Here is a 20,778-nt window from a genome sequence, read left to right as displayed (position 1 = left end):
TATTTACGGATTAGGTCTGGGACCTGCAACCCCCATTTTGAAAAAACTTCACATTTCTCGTGGATTTCTTCCGTCAGTTAATAAAAACAACATGTTACGTTAATAAATCAATCTCGCGGGTACACTTTGAACGTGCCGAACACCTGAGAAATAAGGCGAAACACAATTCAGAGGCGGAATCGCGGCGCTCAAAGGATCATGACTGCGGCAAAAGCACTTGCGGACCTTCGGTCTGCGCCCGCCGGGCTTTAGATTGGAAGCTTGAAATCATCGGAAACTGACTTGGGGTTACAATTGTTTTTTTACTTAAATACCGCAGTGTTTCCGAAACCGGTACATCAGGACGCCAAAGACCCGCTGGTCACTGCTGAAAGAAGTTGGGAGCACTGAATTGCAATTTGACTATGTCATCGTTGGCGGAGGTTCGGCGGGATCAGTCTTGGCACACCGCCTCAGCAAAGATCCCAGCATACGCGTATGTGTGCTAGAGGCTGGCGGTCATGGCAATGGCATGGTTGTCCGGGTGCCATCTGCCGTTGTTGCGGCTTTGCCAGGGCGACCACGCATTAACAACTGGGCCTTTGAGACCGTCCCGCAGCCGGGCTTGAACGGGCGCAGGGGCTATCAACCGCGCGGCAAGGCCTTGGGCGGTTCAAGCGCAATCAATGCGATGCTTTATGTCCGAGGACAACGACAGGACTTTGATGGTTGGGCAGACCTGGGATGCGATGGGTGGGATTGGACCGGTGTACTGCCCTATTTTAAACGCGCCGAGGACAATGAACAGGGCGCAGATGACATGCATGGAGATAGCGGACCTCTGCATGTCTCGCACCAAAAAGAACCGCGCCCGATTACCCGCGCCTTTGTTGAAGCCGCTAAGCAATTGCAACACCGCGGCACAGACGACTTCAATCGCGGTGACAATGAAGGAGTTGGCCTTTATCAGGTCACACAATTCCACGATCCGGCGAAAAATGGTGAGCGTTGCTCTGCAGCGGCCGCGTATCTGTTTCCAGCAATGAGCCGCCCCAACCTGACCGTCATCACACACGCCCATGTCAAAGAGCTGGCGTTCGAAGGAAGACGTGCCAGCGGTGTAACCTATCAGACAAAAGGCAAAGGTGCAGACATCACAGTGACAGCTACACGCGAAGTCTTGCTGTGCGCTGGTGCACTGAAATCACCACAACTACTACAATTATCAGGAATTGGTGCGACAGCTGATCTGAAACCGCATGGAATCACGGTACGTCATGAGTTGCCGGGCGTTGGGCAAAACCTACAAGACCATCTGGACTTTGTTCTAACGTACCGCAGCAAAGACACAAACACATTCGGCATTGGTCCTGTTGGGGCCGCCCGACTGCTTGGACATATTTACAGATGGTGCAGGACAGGTGTTTCCATGGCCGCCACCCCGTTTGCCGAAGGCGCAGCTTTTCTGAAAACCAGCCCTGATCTGAAGCGTCCGGATATTCAGCTGCATTTCACAATCGCAATGGTCGATGATCACGCACGCAAACTGCATTACGGATACGGTTATGGTTGCCATATTTGCAAGTTGCGCCCGGACAGCCGCGGAACAGTTGGGCTCCGCAGTGCTGACCCGATGGACACACCCGTCATTGACCCGGCCTTTCTGTCAGACGACAGGGATATTGAGACCATGATCAAAGGTGCGCGGATGACGCGGGATATCCTCGAAGCGCCAGCTTTGGCGAAATACCGGCACAAAGAGATGTTCGGAACAGATACCGCCCGAACCGACGCGGATTGGGAAAAGCACATCCGCGCCCGCGCCGACACTATTTATCACCCGGTCGGCACCTGCAAAATGGGCGTCGATCAGATGGCAGTTGTTGATCCCCAACTGCGTGTGCACGGGTTGGAGGGGCTGCGCATTGTCGATGCGTCAGTCATGCCGACGCTGGTGTCCGGCAACACGAATGCCCCGACCATCATGATCGCTGAAAAAGCGGCGGACATGATCAAGGCAGCTACGGGCTAGGCGCTATTGGCCTTTCATCAAGGCGTCTAGTCCGGCCCGATAGTCTGAGTAGATCAAAGTCACGCCCAGCTCATCCTTGATCCGATTGTTCCGCACACGCTTGTTTTCATTATAGAAGCTACGGGCCATTGGCGTCAGGTCCGCTTCATCAAACGACACCGCCGGTGGCAGCGGAAGACCTTGCAATTCAGCTGCGTAACCAATGACGTCCTGCGGCGGGACGGGTTCATCGTCACATACATTGTAGACGCGGCCCGGATTGGGCTTGGTCATCGAGGCTTCTAGGATTTGCGCGATGTCATCCACATGAATGCGCGAAAACACCTGCCCCGACTTGATAATACGCCGCAGCCCACCGCGTTTAAGCTTGGAAAAGGGACCTCGGCCCGGGCCATAGATACCCGCTAGCCGGAAGATATGAACCGGCAGGCCGGGAATAGACGACCACTGCTGCTCGGCCAGCATGCGCCACTTGCCGCGTTTGGCGGTTGGTGCCGGAGGCGTGTTTTCGTCAACCCATCCGCCCTGATGATCCCCATAGACCGCTGTTGTCGACAAATACCCGACCCACGTGAACTGGGCTGCACGGCGGGCGATTTCATCACCCAACACCGCCAGGACCGGATCACCCTCTGCATTCGGGGCGGTCGAAATCAGCAGATGCGTCACACCATCCAGGTTCGGTTCCTGTCCTGGCCAGATCAACGGTTCTGCACCCGAGTCACGGATGGCTTCCATGCCATCGTTGTCTCGTGTGGTTCCAATAATGCGCCAGCTTTTTGGAGCGACACGTCGGGACAGGGCCTGTGCGGAATAACCATGGCCAAAAGAAAAAAGCGTCTGAATCATATCCCTTTGATGGGCTTCAGTACACCGGGATGCAAGCGCTGCATGGACGCACTTGAATCGAATCTTTGGATGCGGCTTTCTGTTGGGTATGAGCGACAAAAAACCCGATTTGAATTCGGCCTATGCGCTGAACTCTCCTGATGAACACAAACGCCTCTATGCGGAGTGGGCCGGAGATTATGATGACAGCTTCGCCGCGCGCGAAGATTACCAGCTGCACACTCGTACGGCGCGGGCGTTTGTGGGTGCGGGCGGTCAGGGTCCGGTTCTGGATGTCGGCGCGGGCACAGGTCTTTGCGGCGCGGTGTTGTCTGGACTGGGCGTCGGGCCGATTGATGCGACCGATATCAGCGCGGAAATGCTGGATCAGGCCATGCGCAAGGATATCTACCGCGACGCGATCGAAGCAGACCTGACCCAGGGTATCCCGGTGCCGCGTGAAAGCTATTCCGGCATCGTTTCATCCGGGACCTTCACCCATGGCCATCTCGGCCCCGAGGTCTTTCCCGCACTTTTGCGCGTCGCACGGCCCGGAGCACAGTTCGCCATTTCGATCAATGCCCGTCATTTCGAAAAACTGGGTTTCGCAGACACGCTGCGCCAATTGGAGGAGGTTCAGATTCGCAGTCTGACCCTGTCCGAGGTTCGTATTTATGGTGATCTCGCTGCAGGCCTCAACAAAGATGACACGGCATTCATTGCTTTGTTTGAACGGATTTAACCCAAGGCAACCAATTCGGATCCATCAGGTATACATCTGCTTTTTGTATGCGCGCGTGCGCGTTGTCGCCTCAGCCGACCCATCGTGGTAGGTGCCAAACCACTTGTCGAACGGGATTTCGGAGGTACCATAGTTGCACTCGAAATACCGATGGTGAAGCTGATGGAAGAAATCCCCGGCCCGCGCGGCCTCGGTTTCTCCTGCCTTTAACTTTTCGAATCCTGAGTGTGACAGAACCGGGCTGATCTGCTGGAAGGAACTGTGAAACAACAGATGCAGCGGGTGGGACGGCACGATCAGATGTATGAAATAAGTGGTGAAATACAGCAAGTTTTCATACCAGTGGTTCGAAATACCAGACCATGGCCCGATATTGACATTGCGGTGATGCACCGCGTGGACGTGTTTGTAGAGCTTTGGGTGATGCTCCAACCGGTGCACCCAATAGAAGTGCAAGCCGGACCACATCGGAATAAACATCATCCATAAGACAAACCAAACCGGAGCCTCGGCCCAGGTGATCGTCGGCGCCCAGCCATTGGCCATCGCCCAGTAGATGATCCATTGATAAATGGTGGCAACTGTCATGGCGCTACCCAGCGTCCACCAGACATTGTCCCAGACCTGATTGCGGAAGGTGAACGTTCCGTTGTTCCGTGTCAGATCCCGGCGGTCGAACTTTTTATACATGCCCTGCCCTTTGCGCATGTAAAGCCACCAATGCAGACCCCCGGCCACCAGGATTTGCGGCACCATATTCAATAGCCAGATCCGAAACATCCAACCGGGCGCAAAGCTTTGCATTGTCTCTAATGCAGGGAAAAAGAGTACATAAGCGGTTATCGCAAGAACCATGCACAGGGTCAGGGATGTGATCTGTAACCACGCGCCGCTGTACCATTTCAGCACGGCCGCGGGGTGCGGTGGCCAGCAGAACAGAGGGTTCAGGCCCACAGGACCTTCGGGGTGATAGTGCCAGCGGGCGGTCTCGGGATCCGGGGCGATATCTGTCATGAGGTTCTCTCTGGGATATGCAGTCAGGATGCGTAGTCCGAGTCCTCTGCGTCGAGAATCGCCTTGATCTCGCGCAGATGGGCTTCGGCCTGATCGGGGTAATCGTCCAGTTCCTGTGCGGTTTTCTCGGCAATCTCATCCGACAGCACACGCAGGGGCAGGCCCGTTTGCAACGCGCGGATATACGTCTCGGCGGCGCGTTCGAAGTAATACAACCTGTTGAACGTATCTGCAGGGTCGCTGCCTATGATCAAAACGCCATGGTTGCCCATGATCATGACCTTTTTCTTCGGGTCAGTCAGCATTTCGGCGCAGCGTTCGCCTTCGCTTTCGAAGGCCAGTCCGCCGAACTCCTGGTCAATCACATAGCGATTGAAGAAAGTTGCAGTGTTCTGATCGATCGGTGGCAAGGTGCTATCGGCCAGCGAGGCTAAAACAGTTGCAAAGATCGAATGCACATGCATGACACACCGCGCGTGCGGGCAGTGGCGATGGATTGAACCATGCAACCCCCATGCCGTCGGGTCCGGCGCGCCGGGTTGGGACATAACCTCAGGATCATTGGCGTCCAGCAACAGCAAGTCAGATGCGCGGATGCGCGAGAAATGCGCCTGGTTGGGGTTCATCAGGAACTGCGTGCCGTCTTCGTTCACAGCAAGGCTGAAATGATTGGCGACAGCCTCATGCATATTCAACCGCGCAGTCCAACGGAACGCGGCAGCCATATCCACGCGCTCGGACCAGTGATCAATATTGGGGCGAAGGTTGGTGACACTCATGCGATGGCTCCTCTTGCGGCTGAACGTGAAAAAATCCTGCATTTGACCTGCCCGTTTGACCAACGAAAAAAACAGCGCTATCCCATTAGCTGAACTTATGCCGAGGTTATGTCAATGCAGAACAAGCTGCCTCCGCTGGGCTGGCTGCGCACGTTTGAAGCCGCAGCACGGCATCTTTCGTTCACCGGCGCCGCGCGGGATCTGAACATGACGCAAAGCGCCGTCAGCCAGCAGATCAAATCGCTGGAAGGCCATCTGGGGCAGCCCTTATTCCTGCGTCGTCCCAAGGCATTAGAACTGACCGAGGCCGGAATCACCTATCTGCCGGTGGTCCGAGATGCATTTCGAACATTGGTGCGCGGCACCCAAGCCGTCACCGGTGCGCAGCAAAATGCGGTTCAGGTACAGTGCAATATCAGTTTTGCCGTCAACTGGCTGGCCCCGCGCCTACCGGCGTTTCAGGCCGAACATCCCGATGTACAACTGAACATCTTCACCGAACTTTGGGAACCACGAGAGATGGCTGAAGGCGCTGCGGTAGAGATTCGCTTCTCGCTACGCCCATCGGACACCACCCGGACCGAGATTCTGCGCACCGAGCACTATTATCCAGTCTGTGCCCCGGGGTATCAGGTAAACTTGGAAGATCTTCAGGAAAAGCCCTTGTTCGATTGTTCCAACCTGCTGTCCAATTGGTCAAGTTGGGCAGAAGAACAGGATCTAGCTTGGGGAAATCCATCGATAACCTATGCGACAACCTATCTGGTTTGCCTATCCGCAGCGATGGCCGGTGGGGGGCTGTGCCTGGCGCATGACGCAATCGCACAGAATCTGATCGAACGAGGGCAGCTGGTCGCGCCATTTGAACATCGTGCCCGGATGCCCGAAGCATATTATCTGCTTCTTTCGCCCCAGGCCGAGGACACACCCGGCGCAGTGGCCTTTGCGAATTGGGTTCGGCGCGAGATTGGGTCAGGCACGTAAACGGGCAAGCTCTCGCTCATCGTCAAGGCCATTCCGGGCCAATCCGATGGTTGGGCCAGGCAACGCTGGCGCGTACATGCCTGAGTTAGGGTTTGTGATCTGTTAGTGACAGCGTAGAACCGGGGTTGCACCCGCTGGCGCATTCGTGAAAGTTGAGCCATGGAATACACACCTTTCCCAAGTTGGCCCGATGTCGCCCCCAAATTGATAGCAGTTGCAGCCGGACGCGAGTCTGCAGACACGATCATTCAGGGCGGCGTGTGGGTAAACGTACATAGCCGCGAGTTGCTGCCGGATCATTCCGTTGCGATTGCAGCAGGGCGGATTGCATTTGTCGGGCCAGACGCATCGCATTGCATGGGACCAAACACACAGATCATCGACGCCCGTGGGCGCTATATCCTGCCCGGACTATGCGACGCGCATATGCATATCGAATCCGGCATGCTCACCCCCGCCGAATTCGCCCGTGCCGTTATCCCTCACGGTACCACGAGCATGTTCACCGACCCGCATGAGATTGCCAATGTGCTTGGTCTTGAAGGCGTGCGCATGATGCATGACGAAGCGATGATGCAGCCGGTCAATATCTTCACCCAAATGCCCTCCTGCGCGCCATCCGCGCCGGGGTTGGAAACGACGGGGTATGAAATCACTCCCGAGGATGTGACTGAAGCGATGAGTTGGCCAGGCGTCATCGGGTTGGGTGAAATGATGAACTTCCCCGGCGTGATCCACGGCGATCCCAAAATGCTGGCCGAGATTGCAGCCACGCAAAGGGCGGGCAAAACCGTGGGCGGACATTACGCTTCGCCTGATTTAGGGTCTGACTTTGCAGCTTATGTTGCTGGCGGCCCGGCGGATGATCATGAAGGCACGTGCGAAGCTGACGCGATCGCACGTGTACGGCAGGGAATGCGGTCGATGATGCGCTTGGGCTCGGCCTGGTACGATGTCGAAAGCCAGATCACTGCCGTGACCGAGAAGGGGCTGGACCCGCGCAACTTCATTTTGTGTACCGATGACTGTCACTCGGGAACCTTGGTCAACGAAGGGCATATGAACCGCGTGGTGCGCCACGCGATTGCTTGCGGATGCGACCCGCTGATCGCTCTGCAAATGGCAACGATCAATACAGCCACACATTTCGGGCTGGAACGCGAAATCGGATCGGTCACGCCGGGACGGAGGGCGGATATCATTCTCAGCTCTGACCTGACCGAGTTGCCGATCGAGATAGTGATTGCCCGTGGGAACGTGGTCGCGGAAAACGGTGTGATCGCTGTAGACTGCCCGCATTTTGACTGGCCCGAAAAAGCTCGCAACACCGTTCACCTGGGGCACGACCTGAGCTCGGCCGATTTTGAGATCAAGGCGCCAAACGGGGCAAACCGGGTGCAGGCCAATGTCATAGGCGTGGTCGAGAACCAGGCCCCGACCAAAGCGTTGAAAGCCGAACTGCCAATCATTGGCGGGCTGGTCGAAGGCGAAGATGATGTCTGTCAGATCGCTCTGGTCGAGCGGCATCGCGCGACGGGCGGCGTGACGAATGCTTTTGTCTCGGGTTTTGGCTATCAGGGAAAGATGGCCATGGCCTCAACCGTGGCACATGACAGCCACCATATGATCGTTGTCGGCACGGATCGGGAACAGATGGCGCTGGCCGCCAACCGTCTGGCCGAAGTGGGCGGCGGCATCACCCTCTTCCGTGACGGACAGGAACTGGCGCTGGTGGAATTGCCGATTGCGGGCCTGATGTCTGACAGCCCCGCCGCAGAGGTAGCAGCCAAGGCCGACAAAATGGTGCAAGCCATGCAAGACTGCGGGTGCAACCTGAACAACGCCTATATGCAGCACTCTTTGCTGGCACTGGTCGTGATCCCCGAGCTCAGGATCTCGGATCTCGGGCTGGTAGACGTGCGAACTTTCGAAAAAATCGATCTTCTGGAACCTTTGGCATGACGACACTCCTGACCCCCGAAACACTAGCGCCAGAGCAATTTACCGATCCGGCAGCCGCCGTCGCCCGGTTGGAAGAACTTTACACGCAAGCCACAGAATTCCTGTGCGACAGCTTTTCAAAAGCGATGCAGGAAGGTGCGCCATCCGCGCGATACAGAGCCTATTACCCTGAAATTCGCATTCGAACCTCTACCTACGCGCAGGTCGACAGCCGCCTGAGTTTTGGTCACGTCTCAGAGCCCGGCGTCCATGCCACCACCGTGACGCGGCCCGATCTGTTCCGGTCTTACCTGACCCAGCAGATTGCTTTGTTGATCAAGAATCACGGCCAGCCGGTGACAATTGCGGCGTCAGATACGCCTATCCCCGTACATTTCGCCGTGGCGAACAATTCTGATCTGGTTGTGCCACATCAGGGTGCGGCCGCGTTCACCCTGCGCGATGTGTTTGACGTACCGGATCTGAGCACCACCAACGACGATATCGTCAATGGTGTGCATGATCACGAGGACACTGTTGGGCCCTTGTCCCTGTTTACCGCCCAGCGCGTGGACTATTCGCTGGCCCGCCTGGCGCACTACACGGCGACGGATGCGAGCCACTTCCAGAATCACGTGCTGTTCACGAACTACCAGTTCTATGTCTCGGAGTTCGAAAACTACGCCCGCGAGCAATTGGCAGACTCCGCCAGCGGCTATACCAGCTTTGTCTCAACCGGGAATGCCGAGATCACGGACCCCAAAGCGACGATTGAACAGCCGCTGAAACTGCCGCAGATGCCGACCTATCACCTCAAGCGTAAAGACGGCTCCGGAATTACCCTAGTGAATATCGGTGTTGGCCCGTCCAACGCAAAAACCGCAACAGACCATATCGCGGTGTTGCGCCCACATGCCTGGTTGATGGTTGGCCATTGCGCGGGTTTGCGCAACACGCAGGCTCTGGGGGATTTCGTACTGGCCCATGCCTATCTGCGTGACGACAAGGTTCTGGATGACGATCTGCCGGTCTGGGTTCCGATCCCGCCGCTGGCCGAGATTCAGGTAGCACTGGAACGGGCCGTGGCCGAAGTGACCAAGCTGGAAGGTTATGAACTGAAGCGGATCATGCGGACAGGCACCGTAGCCTCGGTCGATAATCGCAACTGGGAATTGCGCGATCAAACAGGCCCGGTCCAGCGCCTCAGCCAATCCCGGGCGATTGCGCTTGATATGGAAAGCGCCACCATCGCCGCAAATGGCTATCGCTTCCGCGTACCCTACGGCACTTTGCTGTGTGTTTCAGACAAGCCGCTGCATGGCGAATTGAAATTGCCGGGTATGGCGTCGTCCTTTTATACCACTCAGGTCAGCCGTCATCTGGCCATCGGTATCAAGGCGATGGAACACTTGCGCGGCATGCCACTAGAGCGGTTACACAGCCGGAAATTGCGTTCGTTTGACGAAACAGCCTTCCTCTGACGCAAAAAAGCAACGTTTTCCCCATATTTTTAGGGGTTTCAGCGCTACTATTCGTTGTGTTCGATCACAATATCCCGTTACAGTTACGCGGTGAGGCCCTATAGATCGGGCACGTTAAGGAGACCAAGAAATGGCAAAGCCTATGACTAAGACTCAGCTGGTTGCTGCTCTCGCTGAGGAAATGGGAACCGACAAGAAGTCGGCGAACGCCGCGCTTGAGGCCGTAACCGGCCTGATCACACGCGAAGTTTCTGCCGGTGGCGCAGTCACTCTGCCCGGTGTCGGCAAAATCTACTGCCGCGAGCGCCCCGAGCGTCAAGTCCGCAACCCGGCCACTGGTGAGACCTTCACCAAAGAAGCCGACAAGGTTGTGAAAATGACCATCGCGAAAGCGTTGAAGGACAGCGTGAACGGCTAAGTTCCGTCTTTTCGACATGATCAAGGGCCGCCGTTCGGGGGCCCTTTTTCTTTTTTACGCCAAATCAATCCAGCTAAATCACTCAGAAACGCAGGCGGAAGTGTCACTGCTTGCGCAACATATATACTATCATCGGATTGCATTGTCCGGCACGATCACGGAATCATGTGCTTTTGAAGGGCTGCCTCACTTTTTGTTTTCAAAACGGGAAGGAACAAATTTTGGCCTCCGCTTACACGTTTGAAACCAAAAGACTACGTGTTCAAGCTTGGAGCGCATCATCGTTGCCTTCAATCGGCACGCTTGAGTTTCGCGAAGAATATTCGCCGCTACTTACACCAACAGTTTTAAAACACCTGCCCGAGGCCTTACAGCTCTCGGATTCTGAAAACGCGATTGAGCGCTGGCTGGAAGAAAGGGTGGCGGAATCTGATCTACTAACCGTCCGCGACAGCAAAGGAATACTGATCGGCCTTCTGATCCTGGCCCAACTTCCAGAGCAGGAGACTTTGGCGACGGTGCATGTCGGATATCTTTTTTCCGAAGCCGCTTGGGGACGGGGATACGCGACGGAACTGATTGCCGGTTTGATCGATTGGTACCGTGACACGCGGACCTCTGTCCTGATTATCGGCGGAGTCGAAAAAGGAAATGCAGCGTCGGCCAGAGTGCTGCAAAAGAACGGCTTTGAAAGGATGAAAGACTATTCCGATCCGGAAACTGACATGTTCAGCAAACGCATAACAGAACATTCCTAGCACTCATTCCTCTGCGCCAAGCAAGGTTCCAAAGGCAAACCCGAAAGGCCGAGTCGGAAGGCATCCTTGTCACTAAACGGGCACCAGCATGGGCGCCCGTTTACTTTGTTCAACGGTCAAATCAGTGAACCGTTTCGATCTTTTGGAAATCCATATCCTGACCTTCAGGCATGGAGTCGATGCTCAGCACCTCATTGCGTTTGGTGATCAGGATATAGACCACGCAGGCCAGATAAAGTCCGACAACAATGGCCCCGATCCACTGGATCTGCAGCCACTGGCTTTGGAACAGCAGCGTCAGCATGAACAACATTGCAACATTGCCCGCCACGTACACCGCCTTACCAAACCGTTCGACCGTCAGGTTCAGGTTGTCAGTGTACAGACGGATCAGCGAGTCCAACGAGTTGATCACAAAAGTCACGCCCACGATTACCATGGCAATGTTGGTAATACCTGCGGTGCTGATGCCGTTCAGATGGTAATAATAAAGAACGGTGAACCAGATCCCCAGCGGGATCGACGGGAAGATCAGCAGCGCGGCCAGCAACTGCCACGTGGTCAAACCGCCTACGAAGCGCGAGGTGAATTGGCCGATCATGATCGACCAAGCAAACCACCAGAACAGGTAGAATGCGTGATAGTCGGTCAGCGGCAGGACAAATTTGTGCAGGTTGGCGAAATAGGCCCCGATATTGCTGCCGGTTTCCACAAAGCCAGTCACGCCCATGCCTGCAGCGGCCCACATGCCCAGGATCAATGCCAGGAACAGGAACGTCGATCCAACCGACAGGATACGCACGTACTTCAAGTCAGTGGACGAGTAGGCTGCTGCCAGAATGACAACGAAAACAATGATGTAGAAGGTGGTTACAACGGACTCCCCGTCTCCGACCTCAGGCAGGTAACCGGGCAGGTAGATCAGGAACAGGCTGGCGGTGAAGGCGCAGGTGCCGATGATGACCACGTTGTTGATCAGCTTGACCAGCGGGATTTCAAAGAACTTCACGCGCGGTTCGATGACGCAGAAATAGAAGGCTGTCAGGAAGTAGAATGCCCAGATCAGGAAACCCCAGAACCCGAATTCGATCGCCAGCGGGTTGGCAAAGGCATAGGCCGGATCCTCGGCATAGCCGCCGAATTCAGTCAGTGGGAACATGATCAAGCCAACATCCAGACCGGATGTGAACAGGATCGCGATGAACGTGAATAGATGAACCGGTGTCACGCCAACACAGCGCAAGTTCCACCATTTCACGACGAAGAAAGCGACCAGGCCTAATGCCAGCAGGACGCCAAAAGATAGAATGTACTCCAGAAGCACCGACAAACCTCCCTTGTTTGGTCAGATCGCACAGCGGATAACTTTAATTGGTCAGTCAATCAATAAAAACATACCGGCGCCTTTCCTTGCATCACGGATGTTTCTTTTTTGACGCGCGGCGCTTGCGACCCATCGGAAAATCGGGAACAGTCCGCGCAAACTGACAGGGGGTCTCCATGGATCTGCGCGCCATAGCCATGGGGCTGACATTTGCCCTGATCTGGTCCTCTGCCTTTACATCGGCGCGGATCATCGTGGCCGATGCCTCTCCTTTGTTTTCGCTGGCCTTGCGGTTTCTGATCTCCGGTGTTCTGGGGGTCATGATTGCCCGCGCGATGGGGCAAAGTTGGAACCTGACCCGAAATCAATGGCGTGCCACGATCCTGTTCGGAATCTGCCAAAATGCCCTGTATTTGGGCCTGAACTTCTACGCGATGCAAACGGTCGAGGCCTCGGTCGCGGCCATTATCGCATCCACTATGCCCTTGTTGGTGGCACTGGCAGGTTGGCTGATGTTCGGGGATAAGCTGCGCCCGCTTGGTGTATTGGGTCTGTTCGCCGGTTTCGCCGGAGTCGCCCTTATTATGAGCAGCCGGATCAGCGCGGGCGTCGATATGTTCGGGGTTGCACTATGCGGTGCGGGGGCGCTTGCTTTGACTTTTGCTACGCTTGCGGTTCGCGGCGCGACGTCAGGCGGGAATTTCATGATGGTCGTTGGCTTGCAGATGCTGGTAGGCTCAGCCGCGCTGTTCCTGGCCGCTCCGATCTTTGAGACCATCTACATTCACCCGACACTTCCGCTGGCGCTGGCGTTCATCTACACAACCCTTTTCCCCGGATTGCTGGCCACATTGATCTGGTTCCTACTATTGGATCGGATCGGAGCCATTCGGGCCGCCACTTTCCACTTTTTGAACCCTGTATTCGGGGTCACGATCGCAGCGATCCTGCTGGGCGAAAAGCTGGGTGCGATGGACGCGGTCGGCGTTGCCGTCACGACCCTTGGCATTCTTGCGGTTCAGATTTCACGACAGGGCGCTCAGGGCAGCAAGGCCTCGACCTGAGACAACAGTTTACGGGAATCGGGTTTGGCGTTCGACCCATAGGTCGCAACCACTTCCCCTTCAGAATCGATCAGGATCTTGTTGAAGTTCCATTTGGGCGTGAAACCGGTCCGGGCGGCAACGGCTTTGTAGAACGGATGGGCGTCTGCGCCTTTCACCGGAGTGATGTCCGTCATCGGCAGGGTCAGCCCATAGTTCATCTCACAAAACTGTTTAACCTCATCTGCCGATTCCAGCTCCTGATTGAATGAATCCGACGGCACCGCAAGAACGACCAGACCTTTGCCGGAATAGGTCTCATGCACCTTTTGCAGAGCCGCATATTGCCCGGTGAATCCACAATGTGACGCGGTGTTGACCACCAGTACAGGCTGGCCGTGCCAATCTTCGATGGCCAATGTGCCCCCGTCGATCGAGTTGAACTCACCGGTCAGCGGCGCGGCTTGAACGGCACGACCCAATAAAACCAAGGCAGTCAAAAGCAGCAATCTGATCATGTCTTGTTCTCCCTTTTAATCTGATACGCGGATCGGCACTCATCAGATCACTTGCACGAGTGCGAGAGCGGTTTGAAATATCACTTTGCATTCCACTCTTAAGCCCCCAGATAATGGCGCAAACAAAAAATTCAGCCGGAGGATTCATGACACGCTTTACCAAAGACCCCACGGCCATCGCTGCGCTTTCGCCCGAAGAGTTTCACGTCACGCAACGCAGTGGTACCGAACGTCCGGGCACCGGGAAATATCTGAATAACAAGGAACCAGGCATCTACGTGGATATCGTATCAGGTGAGCCGCTTTTTGCCTCGGCCCACAAGTACGAGTCCGGTTGCGGCTGGCCCAGTTTCACCAAACCGATCATCCATGAGCATGTGGAAGAGTTTCGTGATACAACGCATGGTATGATCCGGACCGAGGTTCGCTCGAAACACGGCGACAGCCATCTGGGACATGTCTTCCCCGACGGCCCACGTGAACATGGCGGACTGCGCTACTGCATCAACTCAGCCTCGCTCAGATTCATCCATCGAGACGAGATGGAAGCAGAAGGCTATGGCGAATATTTGATTCATGTGGAGGACATCTGATGACCGAACAACGCGCTGTACTGGCCGGAGGCTGCTTTTGGGGGATGCAGGACCTGATCCGCAAACTACCGGGCGTTTCACGCACCCGTGTCGGCTACACCGGTGGCGATGTGCCCAACGCGACCTATCGCAACCACGGCACCCACGCCGAAGGGATTGAGATCTGGTTCGATCCGTCGCAAACCAGCTATCGCGACCTGCTGGAGTTCTTCTTCCAGATCCATGACCCAACAACAGTGAACCGTCAGGGCAATGACCGCGGCATGAGTTATCGATCCGCGATCTATTACGTGGACGACACGCAAAAACAGGTCGCTGTCGATACCATTGCCGATGTGAACGCCAGCGGATTGTGGCCCGGCAAAGTCGTAACCGAAGTCGAACCCGTCGGAGATTTCTGGGAGGCAGAGCCAGAGCATCAGGATTATCTGGAGCGCATCCCGAACGGCTATACCTGTCATTTCCCGCGCCAAGATTGGGTCCTGCCCAAGCGTGCCAGCGCCGCAGAGTAATGCACCACCTACCCGGCCCCTCTGAACATTTCAGAGGGGCTAGCCTGCCGCCACCCGCGGTCGCCCGCTTGCCTCGACCGTAATCATGGCCTCGACAAAAACATCCTTGGCCTCGACCCGCGCCGTTTTGATATCACGCTCAACGATCACCCTGATATCTTCCGCGCCAGCTTCTCTTACCGCGCCCTCAGCCTCGGATCTGAGAACACGCTCTAACAAATCCAGGGCCTCCTCAGACGCCGCGAAATCCTGCGGTCCGTCCCCCAGATGCACACGATACCGACCCTCAGACGGAGATGTGACAGTCCCCGAACGCCGCATGGTCAGCCGGCCAACAACAGCTCCGATTGCATTGGCCACACCCGCGTGTTCCGGCAGGATCATGCGACAATGCAAGCGCTCACCAACTGCAGGGTAATAGCTGGGGGCTGACGCCCCAAGACCGACCACATCTACATTCAAAGCAGCACTCAGCGACAGCAAACCACGATGCTGAGCCAGTCCGCGTTGGGTCAGCACATGGCGCGCCAAGTCATGTGGCGGCAGGCCAAACCCCTCTTGTTCTTCGTCAAAAGCAGCCTCTAACAAGGTCAAACTGGTCTGTTCCGTCAATTGATCCACGATCATCTGCGCCAATGCTTCTGGCGAATTTGCCAGCATGTCCCCGGAGCCGACCCGTTTACGCGCCACCAGTTCCAAGGCCTTGCGCGCCGCCTCGGCGTCCCAAGCATCGACCCGCCCTAACACATGACTCGCATCCGATGGCGTCACGCCCGAGACCTGAACGATCCCGCGATCGACCAAGCGGTTCAGTGCGCCATTCTCCATCCGAGACCGCAACAATGCGCCAAGAGGCAGAACCTGATCGCCCAGACGCTCCAACAGAATCTCTTCCCGCGCGCCGATACCATCGGCATGGATGTTGGGGACTCGGCGCACAATTCGGGTGTCGTGCTCGCCCACTGTTGTGGCTCGCAATTGTTCGTCCAGAATGGCGTGAACAACCTCAGGGGCTTCTGCTGCGATCAAAGACACGGGCAGAACACGCCGTGGCCCCAGAAACACACCGCCCTGCAACCCCTCAGCCACCACATGAACCTGGCTGTCGCCGCCCAGACCATGGGTGCGCATCGCCACAGCCTCGACCATGGTTCGAAACCCACCAACCTGCGCACCGGCCGGGTCAATTGCGGGCTTGCCGTCCCGGATCAGCGCCACATCGGTTGTGGTTCCCCCAATGTCGGACACCAGCGCATTGTCGGCCCCGGTCAGCCAGCGCGCGCCCACAATCGAGGCCGCCGGTCCACTGAGGATCGTCTCAATCGGACGTTCTCGCGCCTGCTCGGCGCTCATCAATGCGCCATCGCCGCGCACCACCATCATCGGGGCCGAGATCCCCAAGGCACGCAATTGATCTTGCGCCCGCCCGATCAGACGGTCGATCATGCCGATCAGCCGCGCATTTAGAACAGCCGTCACAGCACGTTTCGGACCGTTCAACTTGGCCGACAGGTGGTGCGAGCATGTCACCGGCGCGCCGGTCTTTTCCGATACGATCCGCGCCGCCTCCAGCTCATGCGCCGGATTACGGGTCGCGAACTGAGCCGCAATGGCAAAGCCCGAAATCCCTTTATGAGTGTCTAAAAACGCCTCCAGAACGGCGACCTCCAGTGGCGCGGCCTCGCCTCCGGAATGTGTGTGACCACCCGCGATCACAAGGGCCGGATCGTCCTTTAGTGCGTCCTTCAAGCCATGCTTTTGCAGATCGCTGTCCTTGAACCCGATATAGATCAGAGCCACGCGCCCACCCTGCCCCTCGACCAGGGCATTTGTGGCCAGTGTAGTGGACAATGACGCCATAGCGATCTGATCCGGTGCAACCTGCGCCTCTTCCAGCACAGACGAAATCGCATTTCCCACGCCAATTGCCAAATCCGCGCGTGTGGTCAGAGACTTGGCCGAGGCAATCACCTCTTTCTCATCCCGGATCAACACCGCGTCGGTATAGGTCCCGCCTGTATCCACCCCCAAAGACAGCGTCATCGGGTCCTCCTTACTGTTCGCTGCGAATGGGTGTAGCGGTTATGCGCGACGCGTCCAGCCTGTTTGCGGCATTTATGACAGCTGTTCCACCGCCCAGCGCGCCGCATCGGCCACGGTAGGGTCCGGGTCTCCCGTCAGCGCCTGAGCGACAGACCTCAAACCCGGCTGCCCTGAGTTACCAATGGCATAAAGCACATTCCGCACGAATCGATCACGTCCGATGCGTTTGATGGGGGAACCTGAAAACTTCGCGCGAAAACCCGCATCATCCAGCGCGGCCAATTCGGCCAGGGCAGGCGCTTTCAGATCGTCCCGGGCGGCATAACGTATGTCACTTGCGGCAACGGCAAACTTGTTCCAGGGACAAGCCGCCAAGCAATCATCGCAACCATAGATCCGGTTGCCCAACTTCTCGCGCAGGTCAGTCTCCACCGGGCCTTTATGTTCAATGGTCAGATACGATATGCACCGCCGCGCATCCAATTGATACGGGGCTGGAAATGCATCGGTTGGGCAGCTGTCCAAGCAAGCGCGACACGAGCCACAGTGGTCTACTTCCGGCTCGTCCGACGGTAGCTCAATTGTTGTAAAAACAGAGCCTATAAAAGCCCAATTTCCCCATTCCCGACTCACAAGGTTGGTGTGTTTACCCTGCCATCCAAGACCTGCCGCGTGCCCCAAAGCCTTTTCCGGAACCGGCGCGGTGTCGACAAAAACCTTCACCTCACCCCCGGATTCAGAAATCAGCCACCGCGCCAATCGCTTGAGCCGTTTCTTGACCAGATCATGGTAATCCTTGTTTTGCGCATAAACCGAAATCGCACCCCGGTCCGGGTGATTCAGAACCCCTGTCGGATCATGCTCTGGCGTGTAACTTTCGGCCAACATGATCACTGACCGCGCCTCGGGCCATAGGGCAGCCGGATCAGCGCGCCACTGCACGCGCTCGGCCATCCACCCCATCTGCCCATGATATCCAGCATCCAAAAACGCCCCCAGGCGCTCGGGCACTTGTGGAACATCCCACGGACGACACACACGACAGGCCACAAACCCCTCTGCCAGAGCCTGTAGCACCAACTTTTCCTTAAGATCCGGTCCGCTCTTCATCTGGCCAAAAGTATCCTCGGGGGGAATCGCGCACTGGCGCGATGGGGGGCAGAAAGCCCCCCAGTTGCACCCTATCAGAAATCCAGATCGGCGTAATGAGCCGGTGGTCGAAACCCTGGCACTTGATCCGCTAGAATCGACCGAAACGCCGGGCGCGATTTGATCTTCGCGTACCAGTCCTTGACCACGTGACTGCGATTCCAATCCACATCCGAAATATAATCCAGCGACGACAAATGCGCCGCCGCCGCGAAATCAGCCAATGTCATCTGATCCCCGGCCAGCCAACGACGGTGATCTAGCAGCCACGCCATGTAATCCAGATGATACTTGATCGCCTTGGCACCCTGTTTGACATTCTTGCTGTCCGGGTATCCTTGTCCCATCACCTTCTTGTTCACCCGCTCATACAGCAGCTTCGATGTGACCTCGTGATGGAACTTGTCATCAAACCAGCCCACAAGCCGCCGGACTTCAAAGCGGGCTTCGGGGTTTTTCGGCATCAAAGGCGGTTCAGGACGGGTTTCCTCGATGTACTCGCAGATTGCTGCGCTTTCCGACATGATTTGCCCATCCAGACGCAGCACCGGCACTTTACCCGCCGGGTTGCGGCGCAGAAAGTCCGGATCCTGTTCCCAGTATCGCTCCTCGACCAATTCAACCTCGATCTTCTTCTCTCCCAGAGACAAACGGACCTTGCGGCAATACGGTGAGAGGGGAACGTGAAACAGACGCGCCATGGGCTTCCAATCGAACCAGTGAGTACCCGACTGATTTAGCCCTTGAGGGCGACGGGTTTCAATCCTCGAAACAATTTGCGCGACCATCTGCGCGGATGGTGGCCGCCCCATCCAGAATCGCAGCCGCACGCCTGCGCGTGCGCACGCTTGGATCCGTGACCGAACGATTGCGCGGAGATGGCAGAATGGCAGCAATCCGCGCCGCCTGAACCGAGGTCAACTGCGCAGCACTTCTGTTGAAGTAACGCTGCGCCGCGGCCTCGACGCCAAACACGCCATTCCCGGTTTCTGCAACGTTCAGATAGACCTCAAGAATGCGCTGCTTGCTCCAGAAAATCTCAACCACCGGGGTGATCGAGGTTTCCATCGCTTTTCTGACCCAACTGCGCCCCTGCCACAGGAACACGTTTTTCACCACCTGTTGCGTGATGGTCGATGCACCACGATTGCCGCCGCCCTCAAGCGCGTCACGGATGGCCTCGACATCGAAGCCCCAGTGTAGACAGAAATTCGCATCTTCCGCAGCGACCACTGATCGCGCCATAATTGGAGAGATGTCTTCAATCTGGACCCACTCGCGTTCAACCTTGCCCAACCGCCGCCATTCCGACCAGATCGTGTGGGTTACCGGGGGGTTCACAACCGAGTAGAGCAAGACCAGCGCCAGAACGACCCCCACAACCGCAAGAACGGCGAGTGTCATCCAACGACGAATCTGCTGCGCCACTGGTGTTTTCTTCCTGGATGCCTTTTTTTTCTTACCGCCTGATGTGCGGGCTGCTTTCTTCGCCATGTTTCAGCTATACGACGCGTCGTCAGGGTTTGAAACGGCCTAAATTGCGAAGGCGCGTGCCTCGCGCGGATGAATTACCGGACGCGCGGTTTCCAGCGACATCGGTTCCGTCCCGGCCAGTTCGGGAAACAGATGCAGCACTTCGCTTTGCGTTTCACGATCCGAGGCCGACAACGCATGCCCAGGATAGTAGCTTTCGCTTTTCGCTCCATTGGCGAAGACGATCTCATGTTGCTTGAACAAGAGGTGGAAATACTCGATTTCACCGCCTTCGACCCGTGTTACCGTGTCGCCATTGACAAGGGTGTGTGCCGGAACCAGCGCTTCGGCATGGCCGAACAGGTATAATGCCTGCCAGTCTTCAACCAGCATCCGATGCTGAGGTGATACCAGCAAAGGGCGAACTAGGCCAAACACACCGGCGTCCAACCGGATTGGTGCCAGTTTACCTTCCGCAGCAACCACTGTGCGTCCGACCCAGATCAAAGGCTGCGGCCCGTGATCCACCGTTATGACCATGTCGCCAGCTTTCAGATCTTCCACCGCGCATTCGCCTTCGGGGGTCTCGATCATAGTTCCAGATGTGAAACACGGAGGGCCAAGGCTTCCGACCGGCAGCGGGCCTTGTGTGTTAACAAACGTGGTTGATACGAGTGTTCCTGGCTGCAACACCTGCCCGTCCGTCGGGGTGAAAACCCGAGATCCGTCAGCCAGATAAAATGTTGTTCCTACATAGGTAACATTCCCAACGCCTGACACGTTGACTGTTACAGTGTCTCCGGGCCAGGAATTCGTGACATCCTGGCCGTTGACCGTATCTCCGCTGGGCGCGTCAATTTCGCCGTCATCATCTACATCTGTCAGATCCAGACTGGTGACCGTGATGGCTGTTCCCAAGGGCGGAGGGTTTGCAGGATCGAAGGTATAAAACTGATCGCGATACGTTGTTGGCATCAAACTGTCCCCATTTTCACACCACACAGCCGCTTCAACGGCCGATGGCTTTCGCTGGAACGTGGAGGGAGATTGGCGAAATTCACGTGTTCAGGCAAGAATCGCGCAAAAACAGCGTAAACAAACCAAGCCCCGCGTGGTGGAAATGACACGCGGGGCCAATTTTTCGTGCGTTTCAGCCTGCGAAGCTTC

Annotated in this window: 20 protein-coding genes; 10 read left to right on the top strand and 10 right to left on the bottom strand. The window is 56.5% G+C overall.

Annotation, left to right across the window (positions count from 1 at the left end):
- Positions 1 to 391: 391 nt before the first annotated feature.
- The gene (locus ALB80_RS20405; RefSeq protein WP_050605945.1) at positions 392 to 2,011 is read left to right on the top strand and encodes a GMC family oxidoreductase; all 1,620 of its coding nucleotides are present in this window, start codon (positions 392 to 394) and stop codon (positions 2,009 to 2,011) included.
- Positions 2,012 to 2,014: 3 nt separating this feature from the next.
- Here the strand turns inward: ALB80_RS20405 and ALB80_RS20400 are convergent, their stop codons facing one another.
- Positions 2,015 to 2,860: an SDR family oxidoreductase gene (locus tag ALB80_RS20400; protein ID WP_050605944.1), complete on the bottom strand. Its 846-nt coding sequence runs from the start codon at positions 2,858 to 2,860 to the stop codon at positions 2,015 to 2,017.
- Positions 2,861 to 2,948: 88 nt separating this feature from the next.
- On the opposite strand from ALB80_RS20400, the gene ALB80_RS20395 reads away from it, so the two are divergent.
- A complete protein-coding gene (locus ALB80_RS20395; RefSeq protein WP_050605943.1) occupies positions 2,949 to 3,581 on the top strand; it encodes a class I SAM-dependent methyltransferase in 633 nt (210 codons plus the stop codon).
- 24 nt (positions 3,582 to 3,605) lie between these two features.
- Here the strand turns inward: ALB80_RS20395 and ALB80_RS20390 are convergent, their stop codons facing one another.
- The gene (locus tag ALB80_RS20390; protein WP_050605942.1) at positions 3,606 to 4,595 is read right to left on the bottom strand and encodes a sterol desaturase family protein; all 990 of its coding nucleotides are present in this window, start codon (positions 4,593 to 4,595) and stop codon (positions 3,606 to 3,608) included.
- Positions 4,596 to 4,618: 23 nt separating this feature from the next.
- Entirely contained in the window at positions 4,619 to 5,374 is a 756-nt protein-coding gene (locus ALB80_RS20385; RefSeq protein WP_050605941.1) for a class II aldolase and adducin N-terminal domain-containing protein, read from the bottom strand.
- A gap of 114 nt (positions 5,375 to 5,488) precedes the next feature.
- Between ALB80_RS20385 and ALB80_RS20380 the strand changes: the two genes are divergently transcribed.
- From ALB80_RS20380 to ALB80_RS20355, 5 genes are all read left to right on the top strand, one after another.
- Complete coding sequence (locus ALB80_RS20380; RefSeq protein ID WP_050605940.1) at positions 5,489 to 6,358, top strand: LysR family transcriptional regulator; 870 nt, start codon at positions 5,489 to 5,491, stop codon at positions 6,356 to 6,358.
- A 159-nt stretch (positions 6,359 to 6,517) separates the two neighbouring features.
- Positions 6,518 to 8,320, top strand: a complete 1,803-nt coding sequence (gene ade / locus ALB80_RS20375; protein WP_050605939.1) for an adenine deaminase — start codon at positions 6,518 to 6,520, stop codon at positions 8,318 to 8,320.
- Positions 8,317 to 9,780, top strand: coding sequence for an AMP nucleosidase (locus tag ALB80_RS20370; protein ID WP_050605938.1), 1,464 nt, complete (start codon positions 8,317 to 8,319; stop codon positions 9,778 to 9,780). Before ade ends, ALB80_RS20370 begins: the two co-directional genes overlap by 4 nt.
- A gap of 130 nt (positions 9,781 to 9,910) precedes the next feature.
- Entirely contained in the window at positions 9,911 to 10,198 is a 288-nt protein-coding gene (locus ALB80_RS20365) for an HU family DNA-binding protein (RefSeq protein WP_050605937.1), read from the top strand.
- A gap of 167 nt (positions 10,199 to 10,365) precedes the next feature.
- Complete coding sequence (locus ALB80_RS20355) at positions 10,366 to 10,956, top strand: GNAT family N-acetyltransferase (protein WP_172677928.1); 591 nt, start codon at positions 10,366 to 10,368, stop codon at positions 10,954 to 10,956.
- A 121-nt stretch (positions 10,957 to 11,077) separates the two neighbouring features.
- On the opposite strand, the gene ALB80_RS20350 is transcribed toward ALB80_RS20355, so the two are convergent.
- Positions 11,078 to 12,274 carry a BCCT family transporter gene (locus ALB80_RS20350; RefSeq protein WP_050605947.1) on the bottom strand — a complete coding sequence of 399 codons (1,197 nt, stop codon included), beginning with the start codon at positions 12,272 to 12,274 and terminating at the stop codon, positions 11,078 to 11,080.
- A gap of 182 nt (positions 12,275 to 12,456) precedes the next feature.
- Between ALB80_RS20350 and ALB80_RS20345 the strand changes: the two genes are divergently transcribed.
- Positions 12,457 to 13,344, top strand: a complete 888-nt coding sequence (locus ALB80_RS20345; RefSeq protein WP_050605934.1) for a DMT family transporter — start codon at positions 12,457 to 12,459, stop codon at positions 13,342 to 13,344.
- Here the strand turns inward: ALB80_RS20345 and ALB80_RS20340 are convergent.
- A complete protein-coding gene (locus ALB80_RS20340; RefSeq protein ID WP_050605933.1) occupies positions 13,320 to 13,841 on the bottom strand; it encodes a glutathione peroxidase in 522 nt (173 codons plus the stop codon). The genes ALB80_RS20345 and ALB80_RS20340 overlap by 25 nt on opposite strands.
- Positions 13,842 to 13,987: 146 nt before the next feature.
- Here ALB80_RS20340 and msrB point away from each other — a divergent pair, with 146 nt between their 5' ends.
- Together msrB and msrA are read left to right on the top strand one after the other, a co-directional pair.
- Positions 13,988 to 14,434, top strand: coding sequence for a peptide-methionine (R)-S-oxide reductase MsrB (msrB, locus tag ALB80_RS20335; RefSeq protein ID WP_050605946.1), 447 nt, complete (start codon positions 13,988 to 13,990; stop codon positions 14,432 to 14,434).
- On the top strand, positions 14,434 to 14,946 hold the full coding sequence (gene msrA, locus ALB80_RS20330; protein WP_050605932.1) for a peptide-methionine (S)-S-oxide reductase MsrA: 513 nt from the start codon (positions 14,434 to 14,436) through the stop codon (positions 14,944 to 14,946). Before msrB ends, msrA begins: the two co-directional genes overlap by 1 nt.
- Before the next feature lie 39 nt (positions 14,947 to 14,985).
- Here msrA and ALB80_RS20325 read toward each other — a convergent pair whose 3' ends face one another.
- The 5 genes from ALB80_RS20325 to ALB80_RS20305 all read right to left on the bottom strand — a co-directional run bounded on the left by ALB80_RS20325 (position 14,986) and on the right by ALB80_RS20305 (position 20,586).
- On the bottom strand, positions 14,986 to 16,989 hold the full coding sequence (locus tag ALB80_RS20325; RefSeq protein WP_050605931.1) for a hydantoinase/oxoprolinase family protein: 2,004 nt from the start codon (positions 16,987 to 16,989) through the stop codon (positions 14,986 to 14,988).
- 72 nt (positions 16,990 to 17,061) lie between these two features.
- A complete protein-coding gene (gene queG / locus ALB80_RS20320; RefSeq protein ID WP_050605930.1) occupies positions 17,062 to 18,099 on the bottom strand; it encodes a tRNA epoxyqueuosine(34) reductase QueG in 1,038 nt (345 codons plus the stop codon).
- 74 nt (positions 18,100 to 18,173) lie between these two features.
- A complete protein-coding gene (locus ALB80_RS20315) occupies positions 18,174 to 18,839 on the bottom strand; it encodes a glutathione S-transferase family protein (protein WP_050605929.1) in 666 nt (221 codons plus the stop codon).
- A gap of 58 nt (positions 18,840 to 18,897) precedes the next feature.
- The gene (mtgA, locus tag ALB80_RS20310; protein WP_050605928.1) at positions 18,898 to 19,632 is read right to left on the bottom strand and encodes a monofunctional biosynthetic peptidoglycan transglycosylase; all 735 of its coding nucleotides are present in this window, start codon (positions 19,630 to 19,632) and stop codon (positions 18,898 to 18,900) included.
- A gap of 39 nt (positions 19,633 to 19,671) precedes the next feature.
- Entirely contained in the window at positions 19,672 to 20,586 is a 915-nt protein-coding gene (locus ALB80_RS20305; protein WP_050605927.1) for a Hint domain-containing protein, read from the bottom strand.
- Positions 20,587 to 20,778: the final 192 nt, after the last annotated feature.

The sequence above is a fragment of the Ruegeria sp. 6PALISEP08 genome, from assembly GCF_001238295.1.
Taxonomy (GTDB): Bacteria; Pseudomonadota; Alphaproteobacteria; order Rhodobacterales; family Rhodobacteraceae; genus Ruegeria.
The sequence above is the reverse complement of the archived record's forward strand: the minus strand, read 5'-3'. Positions and strand labels throughout refer to the sequence as shown.